At 61.3% G+C, this 14,643-nt stretch carries 15 protein-coding genes and 1 tRNA gene; 12 read left to right on the top strand and 4 right to left on the bottom strand.

The window, feature by feature from the left end:
* Positions 1-50 precede the first annotated feature (50 nt).
* Positions 51-1,172 carry a hypothetical protein gene (locus FLQ44_RS09230; protein ID WP_147694142.1) on the top strand — a complete coding sequence of 374 codons (1,122 nt, stop codon included), beginning with the start codon at positions 51-53 and terminating at the stop codon, positions 1,170-1,172.
* 65 nt (positions 1,173-1,237) lie between these two features.
* Here FLQ44_RS09230 and FLQ44_RS09225 read toward each other — a convergent pair whose 3' ends face one another.
* Entirely contained in the window at positions 1,238-1,966 is a 729-nt protein-coding gene (locus tag FLQ44_RS09225) for an SDR family NAD(P)-dependent oxidoreductase (protein ID WP_147694141.1), read from the bottom strand.
* Positions 1,963-2,649 (bottom strand): ribulose-phosphate 3-epimerase, encoded by a 687-nt coding sequence (gene rpe / locus FLQ44_RS09220; protein ID WP_147694140.1) that lies wholly within the window; start codon positions 2,647-2,649, stop codon positions 1,963-1,965. Before rpe ends, FLQ44_RS09225 begins: the two co-directional genes overlap by 4 nt.
* A 136-nt stretch (positions 2,650-2,785) precedes the next feature.
* Here rpe and apaG point away from each other — a divergent pair, with 136 nt between their 5' ends.
* Both apaG and FLQ44_RS09210 read left to right on the top strand, forming a co-directional pair.
* Entirely contained in the window at positions 2,786-3,163 is a 378-nt protein-coding gene (gene apaG / locus FLQ44_RS09215; protein WP_240801229.1) for a Co2+/Mg2+ efflux facilitator ApaG/CorD, read from the top strand.
* A gap of 27 nt (positions 3,164-3,190) precedes the next feature.
* A complete protein-coding gene (locus FLQ44_RS09210) occupies positions 3,191-4,987 on the top strand; it encodes an ABCB family ABC transporter ATP-binding protein/permease (RefSeq protein WP_147694139.1) in 1,797 nt (598 codons plus the stop codon).
* A gap of 79 nt (positions 4,988-5,066) precedes the next feature.
* Here the strand turns inward: FLQ44_RS09210 and FLQ44_RS09205 are convergent.
* Positions 5,067-5,142, bottom strand: a tRNA-Thr gene (locus FLQ44_RS09205).
* A 20-nt stretch (positions 5,143-5,162) separates the two neighbouring features.
* Positions 5,163-5,309, bottom strand: a complete 147-nt coding sequence (locus FLQ44_RS24085) for a hypothetical protein (protein WP_206208776.1) — start codon at positions 5,307-5,309, stop codon at positions 5,163-5,165.
* A gap of 52 nt (positions 5,310-5,361) precedes the next feature.
* On the opposite strand from FLQ44_RS24085, the gene FLQ44_RS09200 reads away from it, so the two are divergent.
* From FLQ44_RS09200 to FLQ44_RS09160, 9 genes are all read left to right on the top strand, one after another.
* Complete coding sequence (locus FLQ44_RS09200; protein ID WP_206208775.1) at positions 5,362-5,775, top strand: hypothetical protein; 414 nt, start codon at positions 5,362-5,364, stop codon at positions 5,773-5,775.
* A 124-nt stretch (positions 5,776-5,899) separates the two neighbouring features.
* On the top strand, positions 5,900-6,721 hold the full coding sequence (locus FLQ44_RS09195) for a basic amino acid ABC transporter substrate-binding protein (protein WP_147694137.1): 822 nt from the start codon (positions 5,900-5,902) through the stop codon (positions 6,719-6,721).
* Positions 6,722-6,788: 67 nt separating this feature from the next.
* The gene (locus FLQ44_RS09190; protein WP_147694136.1) at positions 6,789-7,532 is read left to right on the top strand and encodes an amino acid ABC transporter permease; all 744 of its coding nucleotides are present in this window, start codon (positions 6,789-6,791) and stop codon (positions 7,530-7,532) included.
* Positions 7,533-7,718: 186 nt separating this feature from the next.
* Positions 7,719-10,409, top strand: coding sequence for a DNA gyrase subunit A (gene gyrA, locus FLQ44_RS09185; RefSeq protein ID WP_147694135.1), 2,691 nt, complete (start codon positions 7,719-7,721; stop codon positions 10,407-10,409).
* Positions 10,406-10,879 (top strand): PaaI family thioesterase, encoded by a 474-nt coding sequence (locus FLQ44_RS09180; protein ID WP_147694134.1) that lies wholly within the window; start codon positions 10,406-10,408, stop codon positions 10,877-10,879. The genes gyrA and FLQ44_RS09180 overlap by 4 nt, the downstream gene beginning before the upstream one ends.
* Positions 10,876-11,322, top strand: a complete 447-nt coding sequence (locus FLQ44_RS09175) for a PaaI family thioesterase (RefSeq protein WP_147694133.1) — start codon at positions 10,876-10,878, stop codon at positions 11,320-11,322. The genes FLQ44_RS09180 and FLQ44_RS09175 overlap by 4 nt, the downstream gene beginning before the upstream one ends.
* A 63-nt stretch (positions 11,323-11,385) precedes the next feature.
* Positions 11,386-12,471 (top strand): 3-phosphoserine/phosphohydroxythreonine transaminase, encoded by a 1,086-nt coding sequence (serC, locus tag FLQ44_RS09170; RefSeq protein ID WP_147694132.1) that lies wholly within the window; start codon positions 11,386-11,388, stop codon positions 12,469-12,471.
* 185 nt (positions 12,472-12,656) lie between these two features.
* A complete protein-coding gene (locus FLQ44_RS09165) occupies positions 12,657-13,874 on the top strand; it encodes an MFS transporter (protein ID WP_147694131.1) in 1,218 nt (405 codons plus the stop codon).
* Between the two features lie 175 nt (positions 13,875-14,049).
* Positions 14,050-14,640, top strand: coding sequence for an O-methyltransferase (locus FLQ44_RS09160; protein WP_147687755.1), 591 nt, complete (start codon positions 14,050-14,052; stop codon positions 14,638-14,640).
* The last annotated feature ends 3 nt before the right edge of the window (positions 14,641-14,643 follow it).

Below are 14,643 nucleotides of genomic sequence, written 5' to 3'. Positions count from 1 at the left end.
TTTTGTCATGGTGGCGCGGCCTGGCCCGCACTGCTGCCCTGGAGAGTGTCATGCCTTTTATTACCCGAATCTGCCTGCCCGTAGCGGCCAGCCTGGCGCTGGCCGGCTGCGCCACGTCGCCGCTGGCCAACAAGACGGCAGACGATGCTGCCATCTACACCCTGCAGCACAGCAGCCTGGACGCGCGCTACAACTTTGACGGCACCCTGCGCATCAGCAACCTGGACATCCCGGCCGAGCTGGGCAGCCTGGCCAACCCGGATCTGGTAAAAGACGTGGCGCGCTCGTTCAGCTTCGACATGCGCGGCGCGGTAGACATGCCGGCCAGCCGCATCGAGCTGGTGCCAACCTTCCGCTTTGCGCGCCCCAATGTGGAAAGCTGGGTGCGCGTGCCCATGCTGTTCCAGCTGAATACCCTGACCGCCTGGGTGGATGCCTCGGCGCTGGACCTGGCGCTGCCACAGCTGCACGGCAAGCTGCTGAAGCTCAATGTGCCGCAGGATAAGGTAGCGGATATCCCGGTGGATGCCGTGATGCGCGACCTGCCGCTGATCATTCGCGAGGCATACTCCGCGGTGGACAAAAAAGCGTTTACCTTCCAGCCGCTGAGCGAGAGCGACCGCCAGAAGGGCGCCAGCTATCGCATCCGCCTCACGCTGGACCCGGCCGCCGATGCGCAGCTGGGCCGTGTCATGCTGCAAGAAGTGGCCGCCCGCGTGAAGCGCTACAGTGCCAGCAAGGAGGTGCAGGCACTGGCTGACAAGCTGTCCGAGGAGGTGGCCAAGACGCAGGGCGAGCTGGCATCTGACAGCCAGACCGAGCTGCTGGTGGATAGCCAGGCCAAGCTGCTGGCCATGGAAGAGCAGCGCACGCTGCGTGTTCCCAAGCTGACGGGTTTCAGCATGACCCTGCGTACGCAGATGGCCGTGCGCAACCACGGCCAGCCGGTGTTCACCGTGGTGCCCACTGCGGCCAACGTGCTGACGCTGGACGAGCTCAAGGCGCCGTCGTGGTTTGCTGGCGTGACGGGCAAGCATGATGGCGAAGAAGCGACCGAAGCCGCCGAGCCGGAGGCAGATGCTGCCGAAGCCGCCGCCCCGGCCGAAGCCGTGCCGGTACCGCCCAAGGCTGCAGCCAAGGCCAAGCCGCGCAAGCCGCAGGCTAAAAAGTGAATTAAGCTATCGCCAGCGTAAAAAAGCCGCCTACTGGGCGGCTTTTTTTGTGCGGTGCTGGCACTTTACAGTAGGCGGATATCCGCTACCGCCTGCTGGCCGAAGTTGCTGCCATGCAGGTAGCGGCAGATTGCCGCGGCGCAGTCGGCGGGCTGGGTCAGCTGGCCTTCGGCCTTCAGCGCGGTAAAGCGCGGCAGGTTGGGGAAATGCGCCGGGTCGGCGGCGCGAATCTCACCCTGCATGCCGGTATCCACTACGCCGGGGTACAGCGACACGGCTAGCACAGGGTTGGCCGCAGCCTGCTGTTCTAGCGCCAGGGTGCGGGTGAAGTGGTCCAGCCCCGCCTTGCTGGCGCAGTACACCGCCCAGCCGGGGTAGGCGTTGGCCGCGGCACCCGACGAGATGTTCAGCACGCGGCGCTGGCCGCCAAAACCGGCAGTGTGTGCCACAAAGGCATTGCACAGCACGATGGGGGCGGTCAGGTTCAGCGCCAGGGCCTGCTCGGCCACGCCGTCGGCAAAGCTGCCGATGCTGGCGATGGGCTGCACGGTGCCGGCGTTGTTGATCAGCGTCAGGCTGCTACAGCTGGCCAGCTGCGCCAGTGCGCGCTCGGCCAGCAGTGGCAGCAGGTGGCTATCGGCCAGGTCGGCGTCGATGGTGGCCAGCTGCGGGTGGGGTGGCAGCGGGCTGCAGTCACGGGCAATGGCTACCACGTGGCCGCCGTCGGCCAGCAGCTGCGCCACCAGCGCAGCGCCTAGCCCGCGCGAGGCGCCGGTGACGATGTAGCCGTTCACGCGCGGCCAACCTTGGCCAGCTCGGCGCGCATGGCATCGATGGTGGCTTTGTAGTCTGGCGTGTTGTAGATGGCGCTGCCGGCGACAAAGGTGTCGGCACCGGCGGCGGCAATCTCGGCGATATTGTCCACTTTCACGCCGCCGTCCACTTCCAGCCAGATTTCGCCGCCGTGCTTGGCGGTGTATTCGTCGATGCGCTGGCGGGCGGCACGCACTTTTTCCAGCGCGTGCGGGATGAACTTCTGGCCGCCAAAGCCTGGGTTCACCGACATGATCAGCACCATGTCGATTTTGTCCATCACGTGGTCTAGGTAGCTCAGCGGGGTGGCCGGGTTGAATACCAGGCCGGCTTTACAGCCTGCTTCCTTGATCAGGCCCAGGGTGCGGTCGATGTGCTCGGAGCCTTCCGGGTGGAAGGTAATGATGTCGGCGCCGGCCTTGGCAAACGCGGCAGCCAGTGCGTCTACCGGCTTTACCATCAGATGCACGTCGATAGGGGCGCTGCTGTGCGGGCGAATCGCCTCGCAGAACATCGGGCCCATGGTGAGGTTGGGTACGTAGTGGTTGTCCATCACGTCGAAGTGGATGATGTCGGCGCCAGCGGCAATGACATTGCGCACTTCCTCGCCCAGGCGGGCAAAGTCGGCAGACAGGATGGACGGTGCAATACGGAATTGGCTCATGGCGTTATCGTGGGCAGGGCTGGAAATGGGCGCATTGTAAGCGATCGCCCCCGCCGGCGCGATGCGTGGCGTACAATTAGCCTTCGTATCGCGCTGTGGCGGCCAGTAGTTGGCCGCCCGCATCAAAGGACTTATCGTGAGCCAGAAATACCATATCACCGTATCGGCCGAGGTTATCTACCAGGAGCAGCATTCCAGCGTGGCGGCAGACCGCTACGCGTTTGCTTACCGCATCACCATCAAGAACACGGGCGAGCTGCCGGCCAGGCTGCTGTCACGCCACTGGGTGATTACCGACGCCAACGGCAAGGTGCAAGAGGTACGCGGCATGGGGGTGGTGGGCGAGCACCCGCACCTGCAGCCGGGCGAAAGCTACACCTATACCAGCGGCTCGGCGCTGACGACCCCGTATGGCACCATGCGCGGCAGCTACCAGATGGAAGCCGACGATGGCCATACCTTTGATGCCGAGATCCCCGAGTTTCACCTGATTGCCCCGCGCGTGCTGCATTAAGCCGCACCGCTATCACCGAAAGCCTGCATGCGTCATTTTGCCCACGGCAATACCCCGCCGCCTACCGACCGTAACGACCTGAAAACCCTGAAGACCCTGCTGCCGTACCTGTGGCGTTTCAAGCTGCGCGTGCTGCTGGCGCTGACCTGCCTGATTGCGGCCAAGGTGGCGGGTGTGACCACGCCGCTGTACCTGAAAGATATCGTGGACCAGCTGTCGCTGCCGGCCACCATGGCGGTGGTGCCGCTGCTGGCTTTGGCGGGCTATGGCCTGGCGCGGTTGCTGTCCAGCGTGCTGGGCGAGCTGCGCGATGCCATTTTTGCCCGCGTTGTGCAGGGGGCGGTGCGCACGGTGGCGCGCGAGGTGTTCTCGCACTTGTTCCGCCTGAGCCTGCGTTTTCATCTGGAGCGCCAGACTGGCGGCATGAGCCGTGATATCGAGCGCGGCACCAAGGGCATCGGCTTTTTGCTGAACTTTACCGTGTTCAACATCCTGCCCACGCTGGTGGAAATCGGGCTGGTGATCGGCATTCTGCTGCATCGTTACAATGCCTGGTTTGCCGTGGTGACCTTTGCCACCATTGCTATCTATATCGTGTTTACCCTGGTGATTACCGAGTGGCGCACGGTGTTCCGCCGCAGCATGAACGACCTGGATTCCAAGGCCAACAGCAAGGCGATTGATGCGCTGATCAACTACGAAACGGTCAAGTACTTTGGTAACGAGGGCTACGAAACCCGCCGTTACGATGGCAACCTGGCGTCGTGGGAACAATCTGCCATCAAGAACCAGGTGTCGCTATCGTTCCTTAACGCGGGGCAGGGCGTGATCATTGCCACCGGTGTCACGCTGATCATGTGGTTGGCCGCACGCGGCGTAAACCAGGGCGAGATGACGGTGGGCGATGTGGTGCTGGTGGCCACCTTTATTACCCAGCTGTGGGCGCCGCTGCATTTCCTGGGCTTTGTTTACCGCGAAATCCGCCATTCGCTGGCGGATATGGAGCGCATGTTCACCCTGCTGAATGTGGGGGCCGAGGTGGCAGACCGCCCGTCGGCGCAGCCCTTGGCTAACCGGGAAGTGGCGATCCGTTTTGATGCTGTGGGTTTTGGCTACGACGCCAAGCGCACCATCTTGCACGATGTCAGCTTTGACATCCCTGCCGGCCATACCGTGGCGGTGGTGGGGGCCAGCGGCGCGGGCAAATCCACGCTGTCGCGCTTGCTGTTCCGTTTTTACGATGTCAGCAGCGGGGCGATCCGCTTTAACGGCACGGATGTGCGCGAGCTCAGCCAGGACAGCCTGCGCGCGCATATCGGTATCGTGCCGCAGGATACCGTGCTGTTCAACGACAGCATCTACTACAACATTGCTTACGGCCGGCCCGATGCCACGCGCGATGAGGTAATAGAAGCCGCCCGCTCGGCGCACATTCACGATTTTGTCATGGGGCTGCCGGATGGCTACGACACCACGGTGGGCGAGCGCGGGCTCAAGTTGTCGGGCGGCGAGAAGCAGCGCGTGGCCATTGCCCGCACCATTCTGAAAAACCCGCCGGTGCTGATTTTTGACGAGGCCACCAGCGCGCTGGATTCGCGTACCGAAAAGGCCATCCAGGCCGAGCTGCTCAGCATTGCGGCCAACCGTACCACGCTGATCATTGCGCACCGCTTGTCCACCATTGCCGAGGCCGACTGCATTCTGGTGATGGATGGCGGGCGTATTGTGGAGCGCGGCACACACCGCGAGCTGCTGGCGCAGGGTGGGCGCTATGCGGAAATGTGGCGTTTGCAGCAAGAGGGCGAGGCGATAGAGCCAGCTTGATGACAGCCGCCCTGCCGCCAGGCAGGGTAGCAGGGCAAAGCAAAAACCCCGCACAGTAACTGTGCGGGGTTTTTGGTATTGGTGCCGGAGAAAGGAGTCGAACCCTCGACCTTCTGATTACAAGTCAGCTGCTCTACCAACTGAGCTACACCGGCGAAGGAGGCAAATTATGCCGTCACTTTTTCTGCTTGGCAAGATGCTGCCGCGTCTTTTTTACAGCCTTGTTGTGTTTTGCCGCTTTTTTGCTAGCTTGCACCTGGCGGCTGTTTGCTTTTAGCGAGCGGGCACTCTGGCGGGTTTTCTGGCGTTTTGCCTCGCGCACGGCTTTGGGTTTCAGTAACGTTGCTTTTTTGCTACGTACATTCTGGCGGGCCTTGGTCTGGCTGCGCAGCGTGGTTTTCTGGCGTTTGGCCACTGCCTTGCTTGCCTGGGCGCGCTTTTTGCTAGCTTTTTGCGTACGGGCTACTTGTGTTGCCTTGCGTGCTTTGCTGCCGGGTTTGTTGGCTTGTGGCTTGTTTTTGCTGGCTTTCTTGCTGCTGTCGCTGGCTTTTTTTGTGGTTTTTGTCTGGTTTGCCTGCTGCTGTCGCGTCTCGCTGCGTTTTTCAGGCGCAGGGGCGGGGCTGGCGGGTGGCAAGTTCAGCGGTTTGGCTTTGGGTGCCTTGGGAAGAGGTGCCGGCTGGAAATCGCCCGGAAGCGGGGCGTCTTCACCCTCTGCGAAGCTGGGGGTGGCAGAAAATGCCACGGCAGCGATGAGGATGGAAGCAATGGTGCGGGTTAATTGCATTTGAATGATTCTGTTCGGTTGGCCCGGGGGTTTTTCGCATTGTAGCCCCAGTTTGAGGTTGTTATATTAGCACGCAGCCCAATCCCAAAAGGAAATGGGCTCAGCGCAGGAAATCAAGGAGATTAGGGATGAAACAAACGAGAAGAACATTGCTGGCGGGTATGCTGTTGTCTGCTTTTGCCTTGTCTGGTTGCGGCCAGAAGGCACCAGAGGCAGCCGGGGCTTCGGCGCCTGTGGCAGAAGCGTCTGCAGCGGGGGGGGATGTCAAAGAGTACGTAGTGGGCACGGATGCCAGCTATGCGCCGTTTGAATTCCAGACTGACAAAGGTGAAATCGTCGGCTTTGATGTCGAAGTGCTCAGCGCTGCGGCGGCTAAAGGTGGCTTCAAGGTGAAGTTCATCAATACCCCGTGGGAGGGCATGTTTGCCACGGTGGATCAGGGCGATCGCGATATCCTGTCGTCGGCCATCACCATTACCGACGAGCGCAAGCAGAGCATGGATTTTTCCGATCCGTACTTTGAAGCGCGCCAGCTGATTGCTGTGGCCAAAGGTGTCTCGGACGTGAAAACCTTTGAGGACCTGAAAAACAAGAAAGTAGCCGTGCAGACCGGTACCACCGGTGACGAGGTGGTGCAAAAGCTGCTGGGTAAGACCAACCCGAATATCAAGCGCTTTGAAAACATGCCGCTGGCCCTGAAAGAGCTGGAAACCGGTGGTGTGGATGCAGCGGTAGGTGATAACGGCGTGGTGATCAACTACGTTAAAAACAACCCGCAACACGGCATGACGACGGTAGAAGATACCAAGAGCTTTGCGCCAGAGTACTACGGCTTTGCTGTGAAAAAAGGCAATACCGAGCTACTTGGCAAGGTGAATGCCGGCCTGAAAGCCATCAAGGCTGATGGTACGTACGACCAGATTTTCAATAAATACTTCGGCGCCAAATAACAAAACGGGCAGCGGCGGGTCTGCGGGCAGATCCGCCGTTTTCTTTTTATAAAGCCGGGAGCAGAGCATGGATTTCCGTTGGGGCATGATTGCCGATTACGCACCTTTGTTTATCGAGGGTGCAAAGATGACCGTAGGTATTACCCTGGTTGCCGTGGTGTTGGGTACCTTGATCGGTCTGTTTATGGGTATGGCACGCCTGGCAGAGGCCAAGCATGGCGCCGCCAAGTATCTGTTGAAGTTTGGCGTGCGCTGGCCTTCTGCCGCGTACGTAGCGTTTTTCCGTGGCACGCCGCTGTTTGTGCAGATTCTGCTGGTGCATTTTGCCTTGATGCCCATGCTGATTCACCCGGTGGATGGCGTGTTGATCGACGGCGAGCTGGCGCGTGAGCTGCGTCAGAACTATGGCGCCTTCCTGTCTGGCCTGCTGGCGCTGACGCTAAACGCTGGTGCTTATATCACCGAGATTTTCCGTGCCGGCATTCAGTCCATTGACCGTGGCCAGATGGAGGCGGCGCGCTCGCTGGGTCTGAGCTACGGCCAGACCATGAAGTTTGTTATCGTGCCGCAGGCTTTCCGCCGCATGCTGCCACCGCTGGGTAACGAGGCCATCATGCTGCTGAAAGACAGCTCGCTGGTGTCGGCTATCGGTCTGGCCGAGCTGGCCTATGCGGCGCGGACTGTGGCCGGCGTGTACTCGCGCTACTGGGAGCCGTACCTGACGATTTCGTTCATCTACCTGGCACTGACCATGCTGATGGCGTGGGGCATTTCCCGCCTGGAGAAAAAGCTGCACATCGGCACGCGCTAAGCGCCTGCCAGGCAAGAGAAGCCCCCTGTTGCGATGACCAGGGGGCTTTTGCATGGTGCGTGCTGCGTGATGTGCCGCAAAAAGCGCTTGCGCTATTTTTGCATGCCCTCTGCGTGCCGCCAGGGCTTGCCGGACATGGGTTTGTGGTAGAATGGGCGATATTTTTTGCCTCTGATACGGATTTCCATGACCGACCAGCTTTTTGCCAAGGAAACGCTTCCCATCAGCCTCGAAGAGGAGATGCGTCGTTCTTATCTCGATTACGCCATGAGCGTCATCGTGGGCCGTGCCCTGCCGGACGTGCGCGACGGCCTGAAGCCGGTACACCGCCGCGTGCTGTTTGCCATGCACGAACTGTCGAACGACTGGAACCGTGCCTACAAGAAGTCTGCCCGTATCGTGGGTGATGTGATCGGTAAATACCACCCGCACGGCGACAGTGCGGTGTACGACACCATCGTGCGTATGGCGCAGGACTTCAGCCTGCGCTACCCGCTGGTAGACGGCCAGGGTAACTTTGGCTCGGTGGATGGCGATAACGCCGCCGCGATGCGTTATACCGAAATCCGCATGTCGCGCATTGCGCACGAGCTGCTGGCTGATATCGACAAGGAAACCGTCGACTTCGGGCCCAACTACGACGGCTCCGAGCACGAGCCGCTGATCCTGCCTGCACGCATTCCGAACCTGCTGATTAACGGCAGCTCCGGTATTGCCGTGGGTATGGCAACCAACATTCCGCCGCATAACATCAGCGAAGTCATCGATGGTTGCCTGGCCCTGCTGGCCAATAGCGAGATGACCATCGACGAGCTGATCGACATCATCCCGGCGCCAGATTTCCCTACCGCCGGCATCATCTACGGTACCGCCGGCATCAAGGAAGCCTACCGTACCGGCCGTGGCCGCGCCATCATGCGCGCCCGTGTGCACTTTGAAGACATCGGCAAGGGCGACCGCCAGGCCATCATCGTGGACGAAATTCCGTACCAGGTGAACAAGGCCCGCCTGCTGGAGCGCATCAGCGAGCTGGTACGCGAAAAGCTGATCGAAGGCATTTCCGACCTGCGCGACGAATCGGACAAATCCGGTATGCGCGTGGTAATCGAGCTCAAACGTGGCGAAATGCCCGAGGTGGTGCTGAACCACCTGTACAAGCTGACCCAGCTGCAAGATAGCTTCGGTATCAATATGGTGGCCCTGGTCGACGGCCAGCCGCGCCTGCTGAACCTGAAACAGATCATTGACGAATTCCTGCGTCACCGCCGCGAGGTGGTTACGCGCCGTACCATTTTCGAGCTGCGCAAAGCGCGCGAACGCGGCCATATCCTGGAAGGCCTGGCCGTGGCGCTGTCCAACGTGGACGACATCATTGCGTTGATCAAGGCATCCGAAGCGCCGCCACAAGCCAAGGCAGCCCTGCTGGGCCGCGCTTGGCGCTCGGAGCTGGTGGAAGGCATGCTGGCCCGCGTAGACCAGAGCCAGGCCCGCCCGGAAGGCCTGGCGGCCAACCTGGGCCTGCACGCAGACGGCTACTACCTGTCCGAAGCCCAGGCCCAGGCTATTCTGGACCTGCGCCTGCAGCGCCTTACCGGCCTGGAGCAGGACAAAATCGTGGGCGAGTACCGCGAGATCATGGAAACCATTCTGGACCTGATCGATATCCTGGCGCGCCCGGAACGCATCAACCAGATCATTCACGACGAGCTTAGCGCTATCCGCCTGCAATACGGCGACAAGCGCCGCTCCGAGATCGAGCCGTTCGGTGGCGACATCAACATCGAAGACCTGATCACCCCGCAGGAAATGGTGGTAACCCTGTCGCATACCGGCTACCTGAAAGCGCAGCCGGTGGGCGACTACCAGGCGCAGCGTCGTGGCGGCCGTGGCAAACAGGCGGCGGCGACCAAGGACGACGATTTTATCAATACCCTGTTCGTGGCCAACACCCACGACTACGTGCTGTGCTTCTCCAGCTTTGGCCGCTGCTACTGGATCAAGGTGTACAACATGCCGCAAGGCGGCCGTACCAGCCGTGGCAAGCCTATCGTTAACGTGCTGCCGCTGCAGGATGGCGAAAAAATCAGTGCGATGCTGCCGGTGAAAGCCTTTACCGGTAACGAGCCGGAGCTGGACGACGACGCCGAGGTCAGCGACAAGGTTGAAGGCCCGTTCGTGTTCATGTGTACCGGCAACGGCACCGTGAAGAAAACCCCGCTGGAGGCCTTCAGCCGCCCGCGTACCGCCGGCATCATCGCCGTGAAACTGGACGAAGGCGACACCCTGGTGGGCGTGGCCCTGACCAGCGGTAGCGACCAGGTCATGCTGTTCAGCAACGCCGGCAAGGCCGTGCGCTTTGCCGAAGCCAATGTACGCGCCATGGGCCGTACCGCTGGCGGCGTGCGCGGCATGATGCTGGCCGACGGCCAGCAGGTCATCTCGCTGCTGGTGGCCAATAGCGACGAGCAGCAGGTGCTCACCGCCAGCGATGGCGGCTACGGCAAACGTACCCGCGTGGGTGAGTTCCGCCAGACCAGCCGTGGTACCCAGGGCGTCATCGCCATGGACCTCACCGACAAAACCGGCTTGGGCCTGGTGTCGGCCAGCCTGGTGGAAGACAGCGACGACGTGATGCTGATTACCACCGGCGGCGTGCTGATTCGTACCAAGGTAGACCAGATCCGCGAAACCGGCCGCTCGGCCCAGGGCGTGCGCCTGATCAACCTGGACGAAGGCGAGAAGCTGGTATGCCTGGTGAAAGTGGCCGAAAGCGAAGACAGCAGTGAAGAAATTGGCGAGGCTGACGTGGATGCCGAGCTGGCTGCAGAGGATGGCGCAGCACCAGCCGCCGAGGCAGGCGAGGGCGCGGCTGAATGAGCCATGCCGATGCGGCCAACCCCGAGGTGCTGACGGCGATGGGCGAGCTGTTTGTCAGCTTGCCGCATTGCCGCACCCTGGGCTTTGAATACCTGGGTACCGTTGGCCGCAAGCCAACGCTGCGGGTGCAGTGGCGCGAAGACCTGGTAGGCAACCCCGCCACCGGCGTGGTGCACGGCGGGGTAATTACCTCCATCGTCGACACCACCAGTGCGGTATCGGTGGCGGCCAATATGCAGGACTACGAAACCATCGCCACGCTGGACCTGCGCATCGACTACCTGAAGGCCGCCACCCCCGGCAAGGCAATCTACTGCACGGCAGAATGCTACCGCATGGCCAGCCAGATCGCCTTTACCCGCGCCGTGTGCTATCACGACTCACCGGATGACCCGATTGCCCACGGCGTGGCTACCTTCATGCGCGGCTCCAACCCCAAACCCATGCTGCAGGTGGAGGACAAACCATGAGCCAGTTCATGGAAACCTTCGACCGCCTGCGCGACGAAAAGCGCTACGCTGAGGTGATTGCCGCCGTGCCGTACGCCCGCCTGATGGGCGTGGAGTTTGGCGAAGGCGACGATGGCGAGCTGCTGTTTTCGCTGCCGTTTTACGAGCGTAATGTCGGCAATACCACCCTGCCTGCACTGCATGGCGGGCTGATTGGCGGCTTTCTGGAAAACGCCGCACTGCTGCACCTGATGTGGGGGCGCGAATCGCAGGAAGCCCCCAAGATTGTGGATTTTTCACTGGACTACCTGCGCAGCGGCCGCGCGCAAACACTGTATGCCCGCTGCGAGATTACCAAGCAGGGCAAGCGGGTGGCGCACGTGCTGATCGAGGCATGGCAGGAAGACCGCAAGAAGCCGGTGGCGGTAGCGCGAGCGCATTTTTTGCTCAGCGCCGGCAGCTAGACACAAAGCCACGCCGCGCGCGTGGCTTTTTCATTATCAGAGACAAAGAGACAGAGGTCTGACATGGCAAAGGTGTACAACTTTTCGGCTGGCCCCGCCGTACTGCCACACGAAGTTCTGGCCACGGCGCAAGCCGAGTTGCTGGACTGGCACGGCTCCGGCATGTCGGTGATGGAAATGAGCCACCGCGGCAAAGAGTTCATGGAAATCATCCACGACGCCGAGCAAGACTTGCGCGAGCTGCTGCAGATTCCCGCCGGCTACAAGGTGTTGTTCATGCAGGGCGGTGCGTCGCAGCAGTTCTGCATGGTGCCGCTGAACCTGGCACCGGCAGATGGCGTGGTAGACGTGCTGGATACCGGCCACTGGTCGCGCCTGGCGGTAAAAGAAGCCAAGCGTTATACCCAGGTGAACGTGGTGGCTAGCAGCGCCGACCGCCACTACGCCACCGTGCCGGCAGTCGATACCTGGCAGTGCCGCGCCGATGCCGCGTACTTCCACTACACCTCCAACGAAACCATCGGCGGCCTGCAATACAGTGCCATCCCCGATACCGGTAGCGTGCCGCTGGTATGCGACATGTCGTCGGACTTCCTGTCGCGCGAGATCGATGTGTCCAAGTTTGGCCTGATCTACGCCGGTGCGCAGAAGAACATCGGCCCGTCCGGCCTCACCGTGGTGATCGTGCGCGAAGACCTGCTGGGCCGTGCCCAGCCGCAAACACCTACCATGCTGAACTATCAGGTACACGCCGACGCCGACTCCATGTACAACACCCCGGCCACTTACCCGATCTACATCGCGGGCCTGGTGTTCAAATGGCTGAAGACCCAGGGTGGCATCAAAGGCATGGCCGCGCGTAATGAAGAAAAAGCCGGCCTGCTGTACCACGCTATCGATAGCAGCAACGGCTTCTACTACAGCCATATCGACGCGCCGTACCGCTCGAAGATGAACGTGGTGTTCCGCCTGAAAGACGAGGCGCTGGAAGAGCAATTCCTGTCCGAAGCCAAGAAAAACGGCCTGGTGCAACTGAAAGGCCACCGTTCGGTAGGCGGCATGCGCGCTTCCATCTACAACGCCATGCCGATCGAAGGCGTGAAGGCATTGGTGCATTTCATGCTGGATTTTGCCCGCCAGCACGGTTGATCGTGCCAAAGGTTGGCCGCACGCCGGTGCAGCCCGCAAAAGCAAAACCCCTTCCCGTCAGGAAGGGGTTTTTGTTTGCCATTAGCACCGTTGTTCACTGCGCAGACAAGACTGTTTGCGCCGCTTGGCTGGCTTTGCTGCGGCATTGTGTCGCATGATGTTGGCTACCCTTACGGAGAATGCCCATGCGTACCTTATCCCCACTCACCCTGTTATTGCTGGCTGCGGGTGCGATCGTGTCGATCAGCATGGGCGTGCGCCATGGTTTCGGGTTTTTTCTGCCGCCCATGACACAGGCCTTTGGCTGGACGCGCGAGACTTTTGCCCTGGCGCTGGGGCTGCAAAACCTGGTGTGGGGCGCGACCCAGCCGTTTGCCGGGGCCTTTGCCGACCGTCACGGGCCGGGCAAGGTGCTGTTGGCCGGTGGTGTGCTGTACATATTGGGCCTGGTGCTGATGACGGTGTCCAACACCGGCTGGCTGCTGTCCGGCTCGGCCGGCTTGCTGCTGGGGCTGGCGCTATCCTGTACCACCTATAGCGTGGTGTTTTGCGTGATTGTGCGCGCCGTGCCAGATGCGCAGCGCTCCAGCGCCATGGGCATCACCGCCGCGGCCGGCTCGTTTGGCCAGTTCATGATGGTGCCTATCGAGCGCGGGCTGATTGATAGCCTGGGCTGGGTGCCAGCCTTGCTGATTCTGGCGGGCATGGCGGCGGCGCTGTTGCCGTTGGCTGCCCCGATGGCGCGCGCCTACCGCGATGCACCGCCGGTGCCGGCGGCCACCGGCAGCATCTGGCAGGGGATGGTGGCGTCGTTTGCCCAGGCCTGGCAGCAGCGCTCGTTTCGCTTGCTGATGGCCGGCTATTTCGTGTGTGGTTTCCAGGTGGTGTTCATCGGTGTGCACTTGCCCGCCTATCTGCGCGACCACGGCCTGGCCGGTGGCGTGGCCAGCATGGCGCTGGCGCTGATTGGCCTGTTCAATATCGGTGGCACCTACACCGCAGGCAAGCTGGGCGGGCGCTACCCCAAGCCATATTTGCTGGCGGGTATTTACTTTGCCCGCAGCGTGGTGATTGTGGCTTTCCTGCTGGCGCCGCTTTCCAGCGTATCGGTGGGGCTGTTTGCTGCAGCTATCGGCTTCTTGTGGCTGTCTACCGTGCCGCTGACCAACGGGGTGATTGTCAGCCTGTTTGGCGTGCGTAACCTGGGCATGCTGTCGGGCGCGGTGTTTTTCTCGCACCAGGTGGGCAGCTTTCTGGGCGTGTGGCTGGGCGGGCTGATTTATGACCGCACCGGTAGCTACGACATCGTGTGGGGCATGGCCATCGCACTGGGTTTGATGGCTGCTGCGGCCAACCTGCCGGTAAAAGAAGTGCCGGTGGCGGTGGCCGGGGCGCAGGCATGAGGCTGCTGTTGGCCGCCGGCCTGTTCACGGTACTGTTGCTGGGTTTGTGGGCGTATGGCCGGCCCGCTTTTATCGTGGGCCTGGGTAATACCATCGCCAGCTGCTTCTGATGGCGCTGCACAGCCGTGGCTTTGCCCTTACACTAGGCGGGTATGCTTAATGAAAGGGGTGGGCCATGCTGACACCATCGATACTGCAGCGTTTGCAACAGCTGTGGCAGGAGGGCGAGCACTTTGACGCCAGCCACAGCGAGCGGCGCGAAAAGCGCTTGAACATCACGCCGGACACCGGCAAATTCCTCTACCAGCTATCCCGCAGCCGCCGCGCGCGTACCGTGCTGGAAATCGGCACCAGCAACGGGTTTTCTACCGTGTGGCTGGGGCTGGCAGCCAAGGCACACAAGGGTAGCGTGCTGACAGTAGACAGCTCGGCACACAAAACCGCGCTGGCGCGTGCCACGCTGGATGCCTTTGGCCTGCACGATGTAGTGAGCCTGCGTACTGGCGATGCGTTTTCCTTGCTGGCTGACGCCAATGACGAGTCGGTGGATTTGCTGTTTCTGGACGCCGATCGCGCAAGATATCAAGGTTATTGGCCGGAAATTACCCGCATTCTGGCGCCAGGCGGGCTGGTGGTGATGGATAATGCCCTGTCGCACGCTGCCGAGTGCGCGGATTTTATTGCGGCAGTGCTTGCGACACATGGCTATCTCGCGGAAACTTATCCTATCGGAAAAGGCCAATTTGTCATCCTGAAAGACCTCTGAATC

The organism is Vogesella mureinivorans (assembly GCF_007644035.1).
GTDB classification, from domain to species: domain Bacteria; phylum Pseudomonadota; class Gammaproteobacteria; order Burkholderiales; family Chromobacteriaceae; genus Vogesella; species Vogesella mureinivorans.
This window is presented reverse-complemented; position numbering and strand designations above follow the sequence as displayed.